Here is a 16,923-nt window from a genome sequence, read left to right on the forward strand (position 1 = left end):
GTCATGCGTGATTCACAATCGGAAAGCTACAAGAATGCCGGAGTTGATATTGAAGCCGGCTACGAAGTTGTTGCACGAATCCACAAGCACATTAAGAACACCATGGGTGAGCAGGGACGTTTTGATCACCTAGGTTTTGGCGGCTTGTTGCCACTTAATGTTGCTGATATGACGCAACCGTTGTTGGTTTCGGCCACGGACGGAGTGGGAACGAAACTTAAGCTTGCTTTCTTACTTGACCGTCACGATACGGTCGGTATTGATTGCGTAGCGATGTGTGTCAACGACGTCTTGTGCGTTGGGGGAGTGCCCATCAACTTCCTGGACTATATTGCGTGTGGCAAGAATAATCCTGCCAAGATTGAGCAGATCGTCAAGGGGATTACTGACGGCTGTGTACAGGCTGGAATCCCGCTCGTGGGTGGCGAAACAGCGGAAATGCCTGGCTTCTATCCGAAAGACGAATACGATTTGGCGGGATTCTGCAATGGAATCGTTGATCAAGCTGCGCTCTTGAACAAGAACACCGTTCGTGAAGACGACGTCGTGATCGGCATTGCCAGCTCTGGCGTCCACTCCAACGGGTTCTCCTTGGTCCGTAAAATCTTTAATATCAATGATGTCGCTGTGCTCGAAGAAACCTACGACGAGCTCGACGGGCAGCGTCTGGGCGACGTCTTACTGACGCCAACGAAGATCTACGTCAAGTCAGTCGCAGAGTTGCTCAACAAGAAGCTCGTGAAGTCCCTGGCGCATATCACCGGAGGTGGTTTCTACGAAAATATTCCGCGGTCCTTACCAGCCGAGCACGGAGTCGTTATCAAGCGTGACGACGTCGACGTCTTGCCGATTTTCTCGTTGATTCAGCAAACTGGCCAGATCTCTAACCGCGACATGTTCAACACGTTCAACATGGGTGTGGGCATGACGTGCATCGTCGATCCGGCCAATGTTGACCAGGTGCTCAGTATTTTGGCCGAGCACGGCGAGCACGCATATGTTCTTGGTCGCGTCACTCGTTCGCACACACTCGTCGAACTCGTGTGAGGTGTGGCGATGGGATTTACAACAGCGCGGATCGCGGTTCTGCTTTCGGGGAATGGCAGCAACCTTCAAGCGATTCTTGATGCGATCTCAGATGGTTCACTTGAGCATGGTCGCGTTGAACTCGTTGTCAGTAGCAACAATTCGGCCCATGGACTTCAGCGTGCACGGCTCGCAGGAATCCCTACTGCTGTGGTTCGTTCGCGTGATTATGCGTCGCGCGAGGAGTTTGATGCTGCGTTGAGCAACGTCATTGATGATCACCGGATCGATCTCATTGTGTTGGCCGGATACATGTCCATCCTGAGTGAAAGCTTTGTTTCGCGTTATCCACGCCGCATCGTCAATATTCATCCTTCGCTCATCCCCGCATTTGCTGGCGAAGGCTTTTATGGACTGAAAGTCCATGAGGCTGCGCTTGCGGCCGGGGTAAAAATTTCGGGAGCAACTGTCCACTACGTCAATGAGGTATGTGATGGCGGGGAAATCCTCGAACAAGAAACAGTGCGGATCGAGGGCATTGACCGTGCTGAAGATGTTCAGCAACGGGTGCTGACACATGTAGAACATGTTATTTATCCACGCGTAATTGAGCGTCTATCAAAAGAAATTGTAGGTAATCGTGATGACAGATAACTCCATCGTTTCATACCTTGGGAGCAAGTCGTATCCTGGCCGAACCCTGGTACTTTCAGTAGCACCGGATGCGAAGACTGCAACAATTGTTTACTTCATTATGGGCCGTAGCGCTAATAGCCAGAACCGTATCTTCGTCGACGACGGCGAGGTGGTTCGCACTCAAGCGTTCGATGTGTCCAAGGTTGAAGATCCACGCTTGATTATCTACCCGATCTATCGTTACTTCGGTAGCACTCACGTTTTTACCAACGGCGATCAAACCGAAACGATCTACCAGGGCTTGACGGCTGGTTTGCTCCCGTCGGAGTCGCTGGAGGGAGGCGAATGCGAGCCGGACGCACCGAACTTCACCCCACGCATTTCTCTCGTGGCCCAGCCTGAAGGATACGAGATGAACATTATTAAAGCTGCGGATGCCACCGGAGAGTCCTCGGTACACTTTGACTTCCAGTATCCATACATTGCAGGCATTGGTCATTGCATTCACACCTACCGCGAAGATGGCACGCCGCTACCGAGCTTCACCGGCGAACCGGTAGCTTTCGCTCACGAAGATGGACTCGGAAAGAAAATCTGGGACGCGATCAATCCTGAATTTAAAGTCTCCTTGCTCGAGGCCACTCTTGATCTAGAGTCACACGAGATTGTCAATATTTCACTGTTCAACAAGCACGAGGACGTGGCATGAAGCAGTTAGAGCTCAAATACGGCAACAACCCACATCAGAAACCAGCAAGCATCTCGATCAACGATGGACAAGAGTTGCCTTTAACCGTCCTGAATGGAAAAGCAGGCTACATTAATCTTCTTGATGCGCTTAACGGTTGGCAGCTCGTTCGTGAGTTGAAGGAAGCTACTGGGATGCCAGCTGCCACCTCCTTCAAGCACGTCTCACCGACGTCAGCTGCGATTGGCCGTCCACTTCCAGACGTGTTGAAGAAGATTTCCTTCGTCGAAGACATCGAAGGCCTCGATGACTCTGCGCTCGCTGGTGCCTATGTTCGCGCGCGTGGCACCGATCGCATGTGCTCCTTCGGTGACTTTGTGGCCTTGAGCGAAGTATGTGACGTGGTTACTGCTCGCTGCCTCAAGCGTGAGGTCTCCGACGGCGTCATCGCCCCTGGCTACGAGCCAGAAGCGTTAGAGATTCTGTGCGCCAAGCGCAACGGTAACTACACCGTTTTGCAGATTGATCCGACCTATGAGCCAGCAGAGCTCGAGCACAAGGACGTCTTCGGTATTACCTTCACCCAGCACCGCAACGATCTCACAATCGATGAGTCGCTGCTGAAAAATATCGTGACCACAAATACTGAACTGTCTTTGGAAAACAAGCAGGATCTGTTGATCGGCTTGATCACGTTGAAGTACACCCAGTCCAATTCGGTGTGCTACTCCTATCAGGGCCAAGCGATCGGTGTTGGTGCGGGACAGCAGTCGCGTATTCACTGTACTCGGTTAGCTGGAGACAAGGCAGATACCTGGTTCCTTCGCCAGCATCCACGCGTTCTTGGTCTGCAGTTCCATGACGATTTGGGCCGGGCTAACCGCGACAACGTCATCGATAGCTACATCAACCAAAACGAAGAAGACGTGTGTGCGCCCGGCGTGTGGGAAAACTACTTCACTGAGCGTCCGCAGCCGTTGACCGCCGAAGACAAGAAGGAATTCTTGGCAACCTTCTCTGGCGTGAGCTTGGCTTCGGATGCGTTCTTCCCTTTCTCAGACAACATCAAGCGCGCGGTCAAGAGCGGGGTGTCCTACGTGGTACAGCCTGGTGGCTCAATCCGCGACGATGCGGTTATCGACGAATGTAATGCGCACAATGTCGTTATGGTGTGCAACGGTGTCCGACTCTTCCATCACTGAGAAAGGCCTGGCATGAAAGTTTGTATTATTGGCAGTGGTGGCCGCGAATACGCCATCGCGAAAAAACTTATCGTGGATAATCCAGATATTGTCCTTGATGCGGTTCCGGGTAACGACGCCATGACATTTGCGACGATCCATCCCGATATCGCAGCAACTGATATTCCAGCTATTGTCGATTTTTGTACGGCTAACAGCATTGACCTGTGTGTGGTTGCGCCAGACGATCCGCTGGTTCTCGGATTGGTTGACGCCCTTGAAGACGCCGGAATCGCCTGTTTCGGACCGCGTCAATGCGGGGCTATGTTGGAAGGCTCGAAGCGTTTCGCGAAGGAATTCATGGTCAAACATGGTATTCCTACTGCGAGCTATGCAGAGTTTACCGACGTCGAAGAAGCACGTTCGTATGTTCGCCAAGCCTCCTATCCTCTGGTTATCAAAGCAGACGGCCTCGCGTTAGGCAAGGGCGTTGTGATCGTCCCAGATATGGCTCAGGCTGAAGAGGTTCTTGAGAACTTCATGGTTGATTTGAAGTTTGGTACGAGCTCGGCTGCCGTGATCATTGAAGAGTTTTTATCTGGTCCAGAGATTTCAGTTTTGGCGTTCTGCGACGGCAAAACCATTAAGCCGATGATTTCGAGCATGGACCACAAGAAGATCTTCGATAACGATCGTGGTCCCAACACTGGTGGTATGGGCTGTATTGCGCCAAACCCAGTGTTTACTCCGGCGGTGGCTGAAGAATTCGAGCGCACGATTATGCGCCCAACCTTAGCTGGTTTGATGGCTGACGGTTTGGATTTCCGTGGCTGCCTCTACTTCGGTTTGATGCTGACGGATAAGGGTGTGCAGGTTATCGAATACAACGCACGCTTTGGCGATCCAGAAACCCAAGTTGTGTTGCCGCTGTTGAACTCCAACCTTCTCGATATCTTTATCGCTACCAGCGCTGGCCGCCTTGAGGACGTCGACGTCGACTTCGCCGATACTCACGCAACCTGCGTTGTTATGGCGTGCGAAGGATACCCAGAAAACCCCATTAAAGGCAACGTTATTTCGTATGAGTCCGACGTCGAAAACTACCTCGTCTTTGCCGGGGTAAAGCGCAACGAGGATGGCGAACTCGAAAGCTCATCTGGTCGCGTCTTGAACATCCTGGGCTTTGGCGACTCATTAAACGCGGCGATCGACTCCGCCTATGAGCACGTGAGCCAAGTTTCATTCGCTCACAGCCACTACCGTACTGATATTGGAACCACCGCCCGGGAAATTGAGGCACACCATGATTTCTAGAATCTACGTCGAAGCACAGCCAGGTAAGAATCCGGCAGCTGAGGGTCTTGTCGAGCATATCCACACCTTCTTAAACATAGCGTCAGTCAGAGGCGTGCGGATCATCAACCGCTACGACTGTGAAAATATGACCCCGGAAGTCTTTGCCCAGGCGATCACGAATGTTTTCGCGCAGCCACCAGTCGATAACTATTTCACCGAACTTGAACTTGGCCCCAACGATCACGTGTTTGCAGTGAGCTATCTGCCAGGCCAATTCGATCAGCGTGCAGATAGTGCGGCTGTGTGTATCCAGATGATGGCTCAGGTGGAAAAGCCACGCGTGAGCTATGCCTGTGTCTACGTCATTAGCGGCGACATTACGGATGCAGAGCTTGCCAAGATCAAAGCCTATCTCATCAACCCAGTTGATTCGCACGAAGTGTCCCTTGAGTTGCCACAATCCCTGGCATTGAACACCACGCCAGCTCAGCTCATTCCTGAGGTCGAGAACTTTATTTCGATGTCGCGTGAGGAACTGGCCCAGTACCTGGTAGATACTGCGGCTGCGATGGACCTTGCAGATCTGACGATGGTACAAGAGTACTTTGCTGGCCTGGACCGCAACCCAACCGAAACCGAACTGAAAGTTATTGATACCTACTGGTCCGATCACTGCCGCCACACCACCTTCAATACCGCACTCGAAGAGGTCACCATTGAAGATGAGCGCGTAGCACAAACCTACGAATCCTATCTGGCTATCAAAGCCGGGATTAACCCCAACAAGCCGGTGACGCTGATGAACATCGCAACGATGGCGATGAAGCATTTGCGTGCCGAAGGTAAGCTCAAACAGCTCGATATCAGCGACGAAATCAACGCCTGCACCATCAAGGTCGACGTCGACGTCGACGGCGAAACCGAAAAGTGGCTGTTGCTGTTCAAGAACGAAACCCACAACCACCCAACTGAAATCGAACCGTTTGGTGGCGCAGCTACCTGTATTGGTGGTGCAATCCGCGATCCATTATCTGGTCGTGCGTATGTCTACGCAGCCATGCGTGTGACAGGCGCTGGGGATCCTCTGCAAACCTTGGATGAGACCCTGCCGGGGAAGTTGCCACAGCGTAAGATCGCCAAGGTTGCAGCTGACGGCTACTCCTCCTACGGTAACCAGATCGGTCTGGCAACTTCGTTCATCGACGAATTCTATGATCCGTCCTATGCTGTTAAGCGTCTGGAAATCGGCGCGGTTCTCGGTGCAGTCAAGCATTCCGACATTCAGCGTTCGAAGCCGGAAGCTGGAGACCTGATCGTCCTCATCGGTGGCGCTACCGGCCGCGATGGTATTGGTGGCGCAACAGGTTCATCACGCTCGCACGATGTACGGTCCGTGAGTGAATGTGGGGCACAGGTCCAAAAGGGTAATGCTCTCGAGGAACGTAAGCTGCAACGCCTGTTGAGAAACCCAGAGGTCACTCGGCTGATCAAGAAGTGTAACGACTTCGGTGCCGGCGGCGTCTCGGTTGCCATCGGCGAGCTGGCAGACGGCCTACGCATCGATCTCGACCGCGTCTACAAAAAGTACGACGGCCTCAACGCTACCGAAATTGCGATCAGTGAATCTCAAGAGCGCATGGCTCTCGTCATCGATCCGCACGATCTGTCTGTACTCAGCGAGCATTGTTATGCCGAAAACGTCGCTATAGCAGTGGTTGCAGAAGTGACCGCAGAACCAGTCTTGACGATGTCCTACATGGGCCAAGAAGTGGTTCACATCGACCGCTCCTTCCTTGACACCAATGGTGCTCCGAAAGCGATCGACGTCGTTGTTCGCCCAGCTCAAGAAGTGCCGGCAAAGACGGTTACTGACTGGGGTAGCGGTGTGCGCGAGCTCATGACCGACCTCAACCACTGCTCGAAAGAAGGCCTGATTCAGCAGTTCGATTCCACTATCGGTGCCAATACTGTATTGATGCCGTTGGGTGGAAAGTATCAGAAGACGCCAACCCAAGCTATGGTTCACAAGTTGCCGGTTCTGACCGGGCAGACGACGACGTGTTCGGTGATGGCCTACGGTTTCAATCCGGAGATCAGCAAGTACGATCCGTACCGTAGTGCCTATGATGCAGTGATCGATTCGGTGGCGAAGATTATTGCTGCCGGTGCCGATCCAGACCAGGTCCACCTGTCATTCCAGGAGTATTTCCCATCCTTGAAGAAGGACAGCGAAAAGTGGGGACTACCATTGGCAAGCTTGATGGGCGCCTTCCAAGCTCAACTTGACTTGGACGTGGCTGCTATCGGCGGTAAGGACTCCATGAGCGGTACCTTCGAATCGCTCGAAGTTATTCCAACGCTGGTGTCATTCGCAGTGAGCCTCGGCTCCCTTGATTCAGTTATTTCGCCAGAGTTCAAGACGGCGGGCAACAAGCTCTACCTGATCGAGCCAACACAGATGAACCGCGAGTATTTCGCGAAGGTTGCCTCGCTGATTCGCGACGGCAAGATCGTCAGTGCTTACAGCTTGACCGGGTCTTCTGTTTCTGAAGCTGCGGTGAAGATGTCGTTGGGTAATCGCCGCGGTGTTGAGTTTGCCTCCGGCTTCGATCCGCTCTTGAGCTTCTTGCCAGTACTAGGTGGCTTCTTGTGTGAAGCGACAACCGAGCTTGAGGACGCTGTTCTCCTTGGTGAGATCAGCGATGAGTTCGTCTTGCGTCACGGGGAAGAGGTTATTGACCTCGCTGCTATCCAGCAGGCCTATGAGGCAACGCTTGAGCCAGTTTACCCAGTACACGCTGGTGTTGAAGATGATGCGCCACACGCAATCACCGGTTCGGGCGAGACCACGCGTTACACGGGTGAAGCAGTCGCCCGTCCGCGTGTGCTCATCCCAGTGTTCCCAGGCACGAACTGTGAGTATGAGACCGCTGCCGCATGGAAGGCCGCTGGCGCCGAACCTGAAGTCATGGTGATCAACAATCTCTCCGTTGAAGACATCGAAAAGAGCATCGATCGGTGTGCCAGCGAACTGCGCAAGTCCCAGATCCTGTTCATCCCAGGTGGCTTCTCCGGCGGTGACGAGCCCGATGGCTCGGCAAAGTTCATCACCTCCTTCATGCGCAACGCGAAGGTTTCGTCGGCAATTACTGAGTTGCTTGACGAACGTGGCGGCCTGATCGGCGGTATTTGTAACGGATTCCAGGCGCTGATCAAGCTCGGTCTGTTGCCATACGGCAAGATCATGGAACCGGCTGCGGACATGCCTACCTTGACGTACAACTCGATTAAGCGTCACCAGTCGTCCATCGTTCATGTACGTGTCTCGAACTCTGTGAGCCCTTGGTTGCGTAACGTTGCGCCAGGCGATGTGTTCCAGGTTCCGATTTCGCACGGTGAGGGCCGTATCGTCGGTGCTGTTGATGCTCGCAATGTTGCTACCCAGTACGTCAATCTTGACGGTGAGCCAACCAACGAGATCGCGTTCAACCCGAATAATTCCTTGCATGCGATTGAAGGAATGGTTTCTGACGACGGCCGCGTCTTTGGCAAGATGGGTCACGCAGAGCGTTTCTCTGACGGCTGCTACCGTAATGTTCCAGGCGACTACGATATGCAGATCTTCGCTTCGGCTGTTGCATATTTTACTAACGAGAAAAGCGAGACTATGGCGCAGTTATCCGATATTGAGATTGCTCAGCAGGTCCAGCTCACCCCGATTTCCGAAATTGCGGACGGGCTAGGCATTGCTCCAGATCTCGTCGATCCGTATGGCCGCTGCAAGGCCAAGATCGATCTGTCCGTAATTGATGAATCGAAGATTGAGCGAAACAAGTTAGTTCTTGTCACCGCGATGTCGCCAACTCCAGCTGGTGAGGGCAAAACGACGACGACGGTTGGCTTAGCAGATGCTCTGCATCAGCTCGGCAAGAACGTATCGATGGCGCTTCGCGAACCATCCTTGGGTCCAGTTTTCGGTCTCAAAGGTGGCGCGTGTGGTGGGGGATACGCTCAAGTAGTTCCAATGGAAGATATCAATCTACACTTCACTGGCGATTTCCATGCGATTTCCGCAGCCAATAATTTATTAGCAGCAATGCTCGATAACCATATCTATCAGGGCAACGAGTTGGGGATCAATCCGAAGCGCGTGGTGCTCAAGCGTTGTGTGGATATGAATGATCGTCAGCTTCGCCATGTTGTTGATGGACTGGGATCTGCTCTTGATGGCGTGAGCCGCGAAGACGGTTTCGAGATCACGGTCGCTAGTGAAGTGATGGCTATTTTCTGCCTGGCTACCTCAATCACTGACCTGAAAGAGAAACTGGGCAACATGATTGTTGCCTACACCTATGATAAGCGCCCAGTCACAGCCCGCGATCTCGGCGCGGTTGGTGCGATGACGGCATTGCTCAAAGAAGCGATAAAGCCGAACTTGGTGCAGTCGTTAGAGCATACTCCAGCTATTGTTCATGGTGGTCCATTTGCCAATATAGCGCACGGTTGTAATTCGATTGTGGCAACGAAGCTCTCGCGCAGCTTGAGCGACTACACAGTGACGGAAGCCGGTTTTGGTGCAGATCTGGGTGCGGAGAAGTTCCTCGATATCATGTGCCGGATTACCGGTACGCGCCCGAACTGTTCGGTTGTTGTGGGGACGGTGCGTGCGTTGAAGATGCATGGGGGAGTAGCCAAGTCTGATCTGGATCAGGAAAACGTGGAAGCAGTTCGCGCTGGTTTGCCAAACCTGCTCAAACATGTTGAGAACATGATTGATGTGTATCAGTTGCCAACAGTTGTTGCGCTTAACTTCTTCCCAACGGACACTGAGGCGGAGATCGCGCTCGTTATCGAGGAATGTGCACGACGGGGCGTCACGTGTGTCCGTTCTGATGTGTGGGCGCGCGGCGGTGCCGGCGGTGCTGAGTTGGCTCGCGAAGTTATTCGGCTGTGTGAATTGCCGTCGGAAGTATCGTTTGCGTACGCGGATACTGATTCGGTTGAGGATAAGATCCGGTCGCTGGTTCGCCGCGTCTATGGTGGCAGCTCGGTAGAGATTGCACCGAAAGCGCAACGTGTGATTACTACGATAAACGAATTGGGCCTGGCCCATTTGCCGATCTGCGTGGCAAAGACACAGTATAGCTTCAGCGATGATCCTCGATTATTGGGTTCTCCGCGTGACTTCACCTTTCGCGTGAAAAATATTAAAGTCAATGCGGGTGCTGGGTTTATTGTGGTGTACACAGGCGATATTCTGACGATGCCTGGGTTACCGAAGGTTCCAGCAGCGACACGTATCGATGTCGATGATTGCGGCACAATGAGCGGTTTGCTATGAAGTAGGGCACTATGCTGGTCGGTGGTGCGTCGATCAGATAGCTGTCGGTATCTAACCCGAACACGACTTTTTGAATTGATTTGCGGACACATTCTCTTGTGGTTTTGCTGATTTTTGAGACAAACGCCAAAAACCTTGCTATCTTGATATTAAGATAGTCCAAAGGAGCACGTATGAGTCTCGATACCTTTCACGCACAATCATCCCTTGAGGTAGCGGGTAAAAAATATACTCTCTACCGGTTAGATGCGGTGCCAGGTCTAGAAAAACTGCCATATTCACTCAAGGTCCTTGCAGAAAACCTGTTGCGTACTGAAGACGGCGAGAATGTTACGGCACAACATATTCACGCGTTAGCGCAGTGGGATCCAACTGCCCAGCCTAAAGACGAAATTCAGTTCACGCCTGCTCGCGTTGTGATGCAAGACTTTACCGGAGTGCCATGTATCGTCGACTTGGCGACGATGCGTGAAACTGTGGCACAGTTAGGCGGAGATCCAGATAAGATTAATCCGCTCAATCCCGCTGAAATGGTTATCGATCACTCCGTGCAAATCGACGTCTTCGGGCAAAAGAACGCTCTTGAACGCAATATGGATATCGAGTATGGACGCAATCAAGAACGATATCAGTTCTTACGGTGGGGGCAAGGAGCTTTCGATAACTTCACCGTTGTCCCGCCAGGAACCGGAATTGTCCACCAGGTCAATATTGAACATTTGTCGCGCGTGACCATGACAAACGAGAACAACGGAGAAACTGTTGCGTATCCAGACACATGTGTTGGAACCGACTCGCATACCACGATGGTCAACGGTCTCGGCGTCCTCGGCTGGGGAGTGGGCGGAATTGAAGCCGAAGCTGCCATGCTCGGACAACCCGTATCGATGCTTATCCCACGCGTTGTCGGTTTCAAACTTACCGGCGAGATTCCGGCAGGAGCCACGGCAACCGACGTCGTCCTTATTATCACCGACAAATTGCGTCAGCACGGCGTCGTCGGAAAATTTGTGGAATTCTACGGTGAAGGCGTCGCTGCTGTACCACTCGCAAATCGTGCGACTATCGGCAACATGTCTCCAGAGTTCGGCTCAACCGCAGCTATTTTCCCCATCGACGACGTCACCCTTGACTACCTGCGGCTAACCGGCCGTAGCGCAGAACAAATCGCGTTAGTCGAAGCCTATAGCAAGGCTCAAGGTCTCTGGCACGATCCGAACAACGAGGCGCAGTATTCCGAATACCTCGAACTAGATCTGTCCACCGTCGTGCCATCTATCGCCGGACCAAAACGACCACAAGATCGCATCGAACTCTCTGGCGCAAAGCAAGCCTTCCGAAAAGCCGTCACCGCCTACACCGACGATCCAGGCCAGGACCGTCCACACAAGGTAACGCCGATAACTCTCAAGGGAGTAGACACGACAATCGACCATGGATCGGTTGCTATTGCCTCGATTACCTCATGTACTAACACCTCCAACCCATCAGTGATGATGGCAGCCGGCCTGCTTGCGAAAAACGCGGTTGCCCGGTCACTGACCTCTAAGCCGTGGGTGAAAACCTCGATGGCCCCCGGATCACAAGTAGTCACCGACTATTATGAAAAGGCCGGCCTATGGCCAGCTCTTGAAGCACTCGGATTCCACTTGGTTGGTTACGGATGCACCACATGTATTGGTAACTCCGGTCCGCTACCAGAAGAAGTTTCCGCAAAAGCCAACGAAGCAGACCTCGCGGTAGTCTCCGTCCTGTCAGGGAATCGAAACTTTGAAGGGCGCATCAACCCCGACATTAAGATGAACTACCTGGCCTCTCCACCTCTGGTAATCGCCTACGCGCTAGCCGGAACCATGGATATTGATTTCCAGACCGAACCATTAGGACAAGATCCAGAAAGGAACGACGTGTTCCTCGCCGATATTTGGCCAACTCCGCAAGAAGTCCAAGAAGCGATTGACAACTCAGTCAACCGAGAAATGTTTGTATCCTCGTATGCGGATGTCTTCGCTGGCGATGAGCGCTGGCAAAGTCTCGAAACGCCAACAGGTGCTACTTTCACCTGGGATCCAAATTCCACCTACGTACGCAAAGCACCATTCTTCGAGGACATGACGATGGAACTAACACCCGTCACTGATATTTCACATGCCCGCGTATTGGCCAAACTTGGAGATTCGGTAACTACTGACCATATCTCCCCAGCAGGCGCAATTAAGCCAGATTCGCCAGCTGGACGTTACTTAGCAGAGCACGGAGTAGACCGACGTGATTTCAACTCTTATGGGTCGCGGCGTGGAAACCACGAGGTTATGATTCGTGGAACCTTTGCCAATATCCGCTTGCGCAATCAACTGCTTGACGATGTTGAAGGCGGCTACACATACAATTTTCTCACCGGTAAACCAGACTCAATTTTCGATGCCTCCATGGCCTATCAAGAAGCTGGTATCCCGCTGGTGGTACTTGGTGGAAAAGAGTACGGTTCAGGATCCTCCCGAGACTGGGCTGCCAAAGGTACTGCACTGTTAGGTGTGAAAGCCGTGATAGTCGAATCATTTGAGCGAATCCACCGGTCAAACCTCATCGGAATGGGAGTGCTACCGTTACAATTCCCAGATGGTCAAAGTGCCGATTCTTTAGGGCTTAGTGGTACCGAAACATTCGAGATTACCGGCATCACTGAATTGAACACTGGACGTATCCCAACTACCGTGCATGTCACTGCGCATGGAGAGGGTGGGCGCCGTGTCGAATTCGATGCTGTCGTGCGCATAGATACTCCAGGCGAAGCGAACTATTTCCGTCACGGCGGAATCTTGCAATACGTCCTACGCTCACTCGCTAAATAAACCTGACCCGCAGCTGGGTGGTTTGTCGCACGCGGCGTACCGCCCAGCTGTGCTCTGGACATAGCGCGTAAACTTTATATCTACGACTAGGGAAGAAATGTCTATCACTGGTAGTCTAGGAGGGTATGAATGAAGGAGGCTACCGGCGAATGGCTATTTTACATACCATCAATGGACCAGAAGATGTTAAGGCATTAAAGCCAAGTCAACTGCCTGCTCTCGCAGCAGAAATCAGGTCATTCTTGGTCACTAATGTAGCGCGCACTGGTGGGCATCTCGGCCCAAATCTTGGAGTTGTTGAACTCAGCATCGCACTACATCGAGTGTTTTCCTCCCCGCGAGACTCCCTCATATTTGATACCGGCCACCAATCGTACGTGCATAAAATCCTCACCGGGCGACATGACTTCGAATATTTGCGCCAAGAAAATGGGCTATCAGGATACCCCTCGCGTGCAGAATCCGTGCACGACGTCGTCGAAAATTCCCACGCTTCTACTGCACTATCGTGGGCCGACGGTATCGCCCGCGGTATACAACGCGACCATCGTAAAGCTCACGCCGTAGCGATTATCGGAGACGGTGCGATGACCGGTGGAATGGCATGGGAAGCACTCAACAACATCGCTGAAGATCCAGATCGCCCCGTCGTCATTGTGTTGAATGATAACGGACGTTCCTATGCACCTACCGTTGGTGGAATGGTGCGTCGTATCGATGCAGTACGCAAGATGGACGCTGTACGTGTCAATCGTTCCTACGAACGCGCACTCGAATGGGGAAAACACACCCTCCAGAAATCAGGGCTAGCTGGCCAGATCACTTATGATGCGTTACGCGGCCTCAAACGCGGAGTTAAAGACATCTTCGTTGATGCTGGTATTTTCGACTCGTTAGGTTTGAAATATCTCGGTCCGGTAGACGGTCACGATATCGAGCAACTTGAAGAAGCTTTGACGATGGCCCGCAAGTATGGTGGTCCTGCTGTCGTTCACTGTATCACCGAAAAAGGAAGAGGATATAAACCCGCTGAGGAGCATGAAGCTGACCGCTTCCATGCCGTTGGAGCTATCCATCCGGAAACCGGGCTACCGCTTGTGCCTTCACGGTTTGGCTGGACATCGGTTTTCGCCGAAGAGATCGTTGAGATCGCTCAAGCTGATCCCGCGGTGGTCGGCATTACCGCCGCCATGCTCTTACCGGTCGGTTTAGGACCATTGAAAAAGAAATTTCCCGATCGTGTTATCGACGTCGGAATCGCCGAACAACAAGCTCTCACTATGGCAGCGGGCCTGGCATACAGCGGGTCGCATCCAGTTGTGGCGCTCTACGCCACGTTTATGAATCGCGCCTACGATCAACTATTAATGGATATTTCTCTCCATGGCGAACCAGTGACTATATGTTTGGATCGATCTGGAGTTACCGGAGATGATGGTGCCTCACATAACGGTATGTGGGATCTTGCTATTGCTGGGATGATTCCAGGCATAAAAGTAGCTGTACCGCGCGACGAAAAACGGATGCGTGAACTCCTCCGAGAAGCGGTCGCCACACCATCACCGACCATCGTTCGTTATCCCAAAGGTTCCTTGCCAGAAGAACTTCCGACAGTGCGTAAGATTGGTGATCTCGATATCGTCCATGAGCACGGAGGCGAAAGCCAGCCAATTGTTCTTATTGGATATGGGCCGATGGCCCACACGATGGTCGAGGCTGCCCAACAACTCACCGACTATCCAGTTATGGTTATCGATCCCCGATGGGCGATCCCGGCAAACGAAGGACTAGTGAATATATGTGCGCAAGCACGCTGTGCTATCACGCTTGAAGACGGTCTTGTTGCTGGAGGCGTCGGAATGGGACTACAGCAGTTACTCGCCCAGAATCTGGTTCATACACCGGTGGCTACACTAGGTATTGGCAAGGAATTTTTACATCATGCATCGCGTGGGGCAGTACTACATCAGCAGGGTATGACTGTTTCAGATGTAGTCGCTGCAGTACAGGCCCTTATCAACAACTAGTCATCCTGAGCGTCCTTGAACGAAAGTACGAGGATTGGCTAACTGGCATTCGGCAACAGATGACTACTTAGCGAGTTGCCCGTTTCGAACTGAGAGCTAGCGAAACCTGTTCAATTTGCCACGGGCGAGCACCGAACTGAGTGAGACGCTCTCGCAGCTGGTCGGCGCTATTCCACCCTTCCCATGCAAGTTGCTTTTGAATCCGCGGCTTGAGAACAACTTCTTGCCGAATACCCAACATTTCAGCATGATCAAGTACTGCTTGGCGGAGCTTAGACCATCGTTGAGCTGCCTGCGGATCAAGCTTTTCCCAACGTTGTACCGGCGGGAACGGGTCTCGTGCATACTGAAAACGCCGTTCAGGCAGTTGCGCTTGGGGTAGAGACCATGCCCGATTAATGGCATCCCACCAGATCTCAACATCACGTCTACGGGAACGGGAACGGAAAAGTGAGGAATTCTTTACGTCCGCTAATGAACGTGGTTTGCGTGCGGCGAGATTAGCCAGCAACTTATTCGGTAGAACCTTGCCAGGGGCCAGATCCCGGTGTTTGGCGAGTTCATCTCGTGTTATCCACAGTTCACGTAGCATACCAAGTGCCCGCTGGTCTGGAAGTTTTGCATACTTCACTGCCTTCCGCCACGGTTGCGGATGCGGCGGATTGGGCAGCCGATATTGGACCTCATTGCACTCTTGCACAAACCATTCCCACCGGTGTGCTTCGTGCAGCTTTTCGATCAGTGACTGGCGCAGCTCGAGAAGAAGATCGACGTCAAGTGCCGCATAGGCCCGCAATTCCGGACCGAGGGGACGCTGCGACCAGTCAGCATCAGAGTGCTCTTTAGCCAGTCCGAAACCGAGTTCATCTGCGATCATAGCTTGTAACGAAACACGGTCAAAGCCGAGGATAAGCCCAGCCAGTTCGGTATCAAAAACGCGCTCCGGTTCTAAACCTAATTCTCGTAAGCTCGGCAAATCTTGGTCAGCGGCATGTAAAATCCATTCATCATCCATGACCGATGCCAGATCACTGAGCTGATCTTCGATACCGACTGGATCAATTAAGAAAATTCCGGCACCGGCGCGTTTAACCTGCACGAGATAAGCACGATTCGAATATCTGATCCCCATCGCGCGTTCAGTATCGACTGCGAATGGTCCAGTCCCGTGACGTAACGCATCAATAGCCTCGGCAATATTTTCGTGAGTGATATCGGGAAGTCCATCGCGCGGTTGAGCTAAAAAATGAAGATCGGGATTCTCAGAAGTCATTAAACTCGTTCAATCCTTCGGGGAAGACTGGAGATGTGGGAAACTGTCGATTCCGGTGGGAGACCGGACATACTCATGCAGAAACGTTGCCAAGCAAGGAGATGTTCGCCTAGGAACTGTGAATCTGGGGTCCACGAGGCGCGTACTTCCAGATCGATTCGCGAGCTATCGATATACAGGCCACCAAAAGTTTCATTGAAAACACGTGTGACCGTACCGTTTAAGGAATGGAACCGTGCGCCAGTTTCAGCTAACGACTCCGGAAGCCATGACCATGCCACTTCACCTAACAGCGGATCGTCACCTAAATCAGACTCAATGGGAGCCTGGGCGTGCATAACTATACGGAATGTACCATCCCATGCGGGTTGGCCAGCAGGATCGTGAAGTACAACAAATTTCGCGTTACCGCGGAAAAAATCGGGATCTTGGGTCGGCGAATCATTTATTTCCGCCTGTAGGGCGACTGCCCACGGCGCAATTTTTGTCGGCGGTGGGATTTGTACGACGTGAAATCCAGAATGGAAAGTATGCCCTTTGAGTGATTCTAGGGCATTGATAAATTCTGGAGTTGGTTGGTTGTTTCCCACATACAAGACTTTA

10 protein-coding genes are annotated in these 16,923 nt (G+C 52.5%); 8 read left to right on the forward strand and 2 right to left on the reverse strand.

The genetic code is table 11. From position 1 onward, the window contains the following. Window positions 1-3 precede the first annotated feature (3 nt). The 8 genes from purM (at window position 4) to dxs (ending at window position 15,047) form a co-directional block, all read left to right on the forward strand. Window positions 4-1,047, forward strand: coding sequence for a phosphoribosylformylglycinamidine cyclo-ligase (gene purM, locus JTE88_RS03980; protein WP_204425545.1), 1,044 nt, complete (start codon window positions 4-6; stop codon window positions 1,045-1,047). Between the two features lie 9 nt (window positions 1,048-1,056). After that, window positions 1,057-1,680: a phosphoribosylglycinamide formyltransferase gene (gene purN / locus JTE88_RS03985; RefSeq protein WP_204425546.1), complete on the forward strand. Its 624-nt coding sequence runs from the start codon at window positions 1,057-1,059 to the stop codon at window positions 1,678-1,680. Continuing rightward, window positions 1,670-2,371: an IMP cyclohydrolase gene (locus JTE88_RS03990; protein ID WP_204425547.1), complete on the forward strand. Its 702-nt coding sequence runs from the start codon at window positions 1,670-1,672 to the stop codon at window positions 2,369-2,371. The genes purN and JTE88_RS03990 overlap by 11 nt, the downstream gene beginning before the upstream one ends. Beyond that, window positions 2,368-3,552, forward strand: coding sequence for a phosphoribosylaminoimidazolecarboxamide formyltransferase (locus JTE88_RS03995; RefSeq protein WP_204425548.1), 1,185 nt, complete (start codon window positions 2,368-2,370; stop codon window positions 3,550-3,552). The genes JTE88_RS03990 and JTE88_RS03995 overlap by 4 nt, the downstream gene beginning before the upstream one ends. A 12-nt stretch (window positions 3,553-3,564) precedes the next feature. Further along, on the forward strand, window positions 3,565-4,845 hold the full coding sequence (purD, locus tag JTE88_RS04000) for a phosphoribosylamine--glycine ligase (RefSeq protein ID WP_204425549.1): 1,281 nt from the start codon (window positions 3,565-3,567) through the stop codon (window positions 4,843-4,845). Next, on the forward strand, window positions 4,835-10,168 hold the full coding sequence (locus JTE88_RS04005) for a phosphoribosylformylglycinamidine synthase (protein ID WP_239519571.1): 5,334 nt from the start codon (window positions 4,835-4,837) through the stop codon (window positions 10,166-10,168). The genes purD and JTE88_RS04005 overlap by 11 nt, the downstream gene beginning before the upstream one ends. Before the next feature lie 173 nt (window positions 10,169-10,341). Then, a complete protein-coding gene (gene acnA / locus JTE88_RS04015) occupies window positions 10,342-13,020 on the forward strand; it encodes an aconitate hydratase AcnA (RefSeq protein ID WP_204425550.1) in 2,679 nt (892 codons plus the stop codon). 149 nt (window positions 13,021-13,169) lie between these two features. Further along, a complete protein-coding gene (gene dxs / locus JTE88_RS04020) occupies window positions 13,170-15,047 on the forward strand; it encodes a 1-deoxy-D-xylulose-5-phosphate synthase (RefSeq protein WP_204425551.1) in 1,878 nt (625 codons plus the stop codon). A 67-nt stretch (window positions 15,048-15,114) separates the two neighbouring features. Here dxs and JTE88_RS04025 read toward each other — a convergent pair whose 3' ends face one another. Together JTE88_RS04025 and JTE88_RS04030 are read right to left on the reverse strand one after the other, a co-directional pair. Then, complete coding sequence (locus JTE88_RS04025; protein WP_204425553.1) at window positions 15,115-16,320, reverse strand: HRDC domain-containing protein; 1,206 nt, start codon at window positions 16,318-16,320, stop codon at window positions 15,115-15,117. Beyond that, a complete protein-coding gene (locus tag JTE88_RS04030) occupies window positions 16,320-16,910 on the reverse strand; it encodes a DUF3000 domain-containing protein (protein WP_204425554.1) in 591 nt (196 codons plus the stop codon). Before JTE88_RS04030 ends, JTE88_RS04025 begins: the two co-directional genes overlap by 1 nt. Between the last annotated feature and the right edge of the window lie 13 nt (window positions 16,911-16,923).

The sequence above is a fragment of the Arcanobacterium phocisimile genome, from assembly GCF_016904675.1.
GTDB classification, from domain to species: Bacteria; Actinomycetota; Actinomycetes; order Actinomycetales; family Actinomycetaceae; genus Arcanobacterium; species Arcanobacterium phocisimile.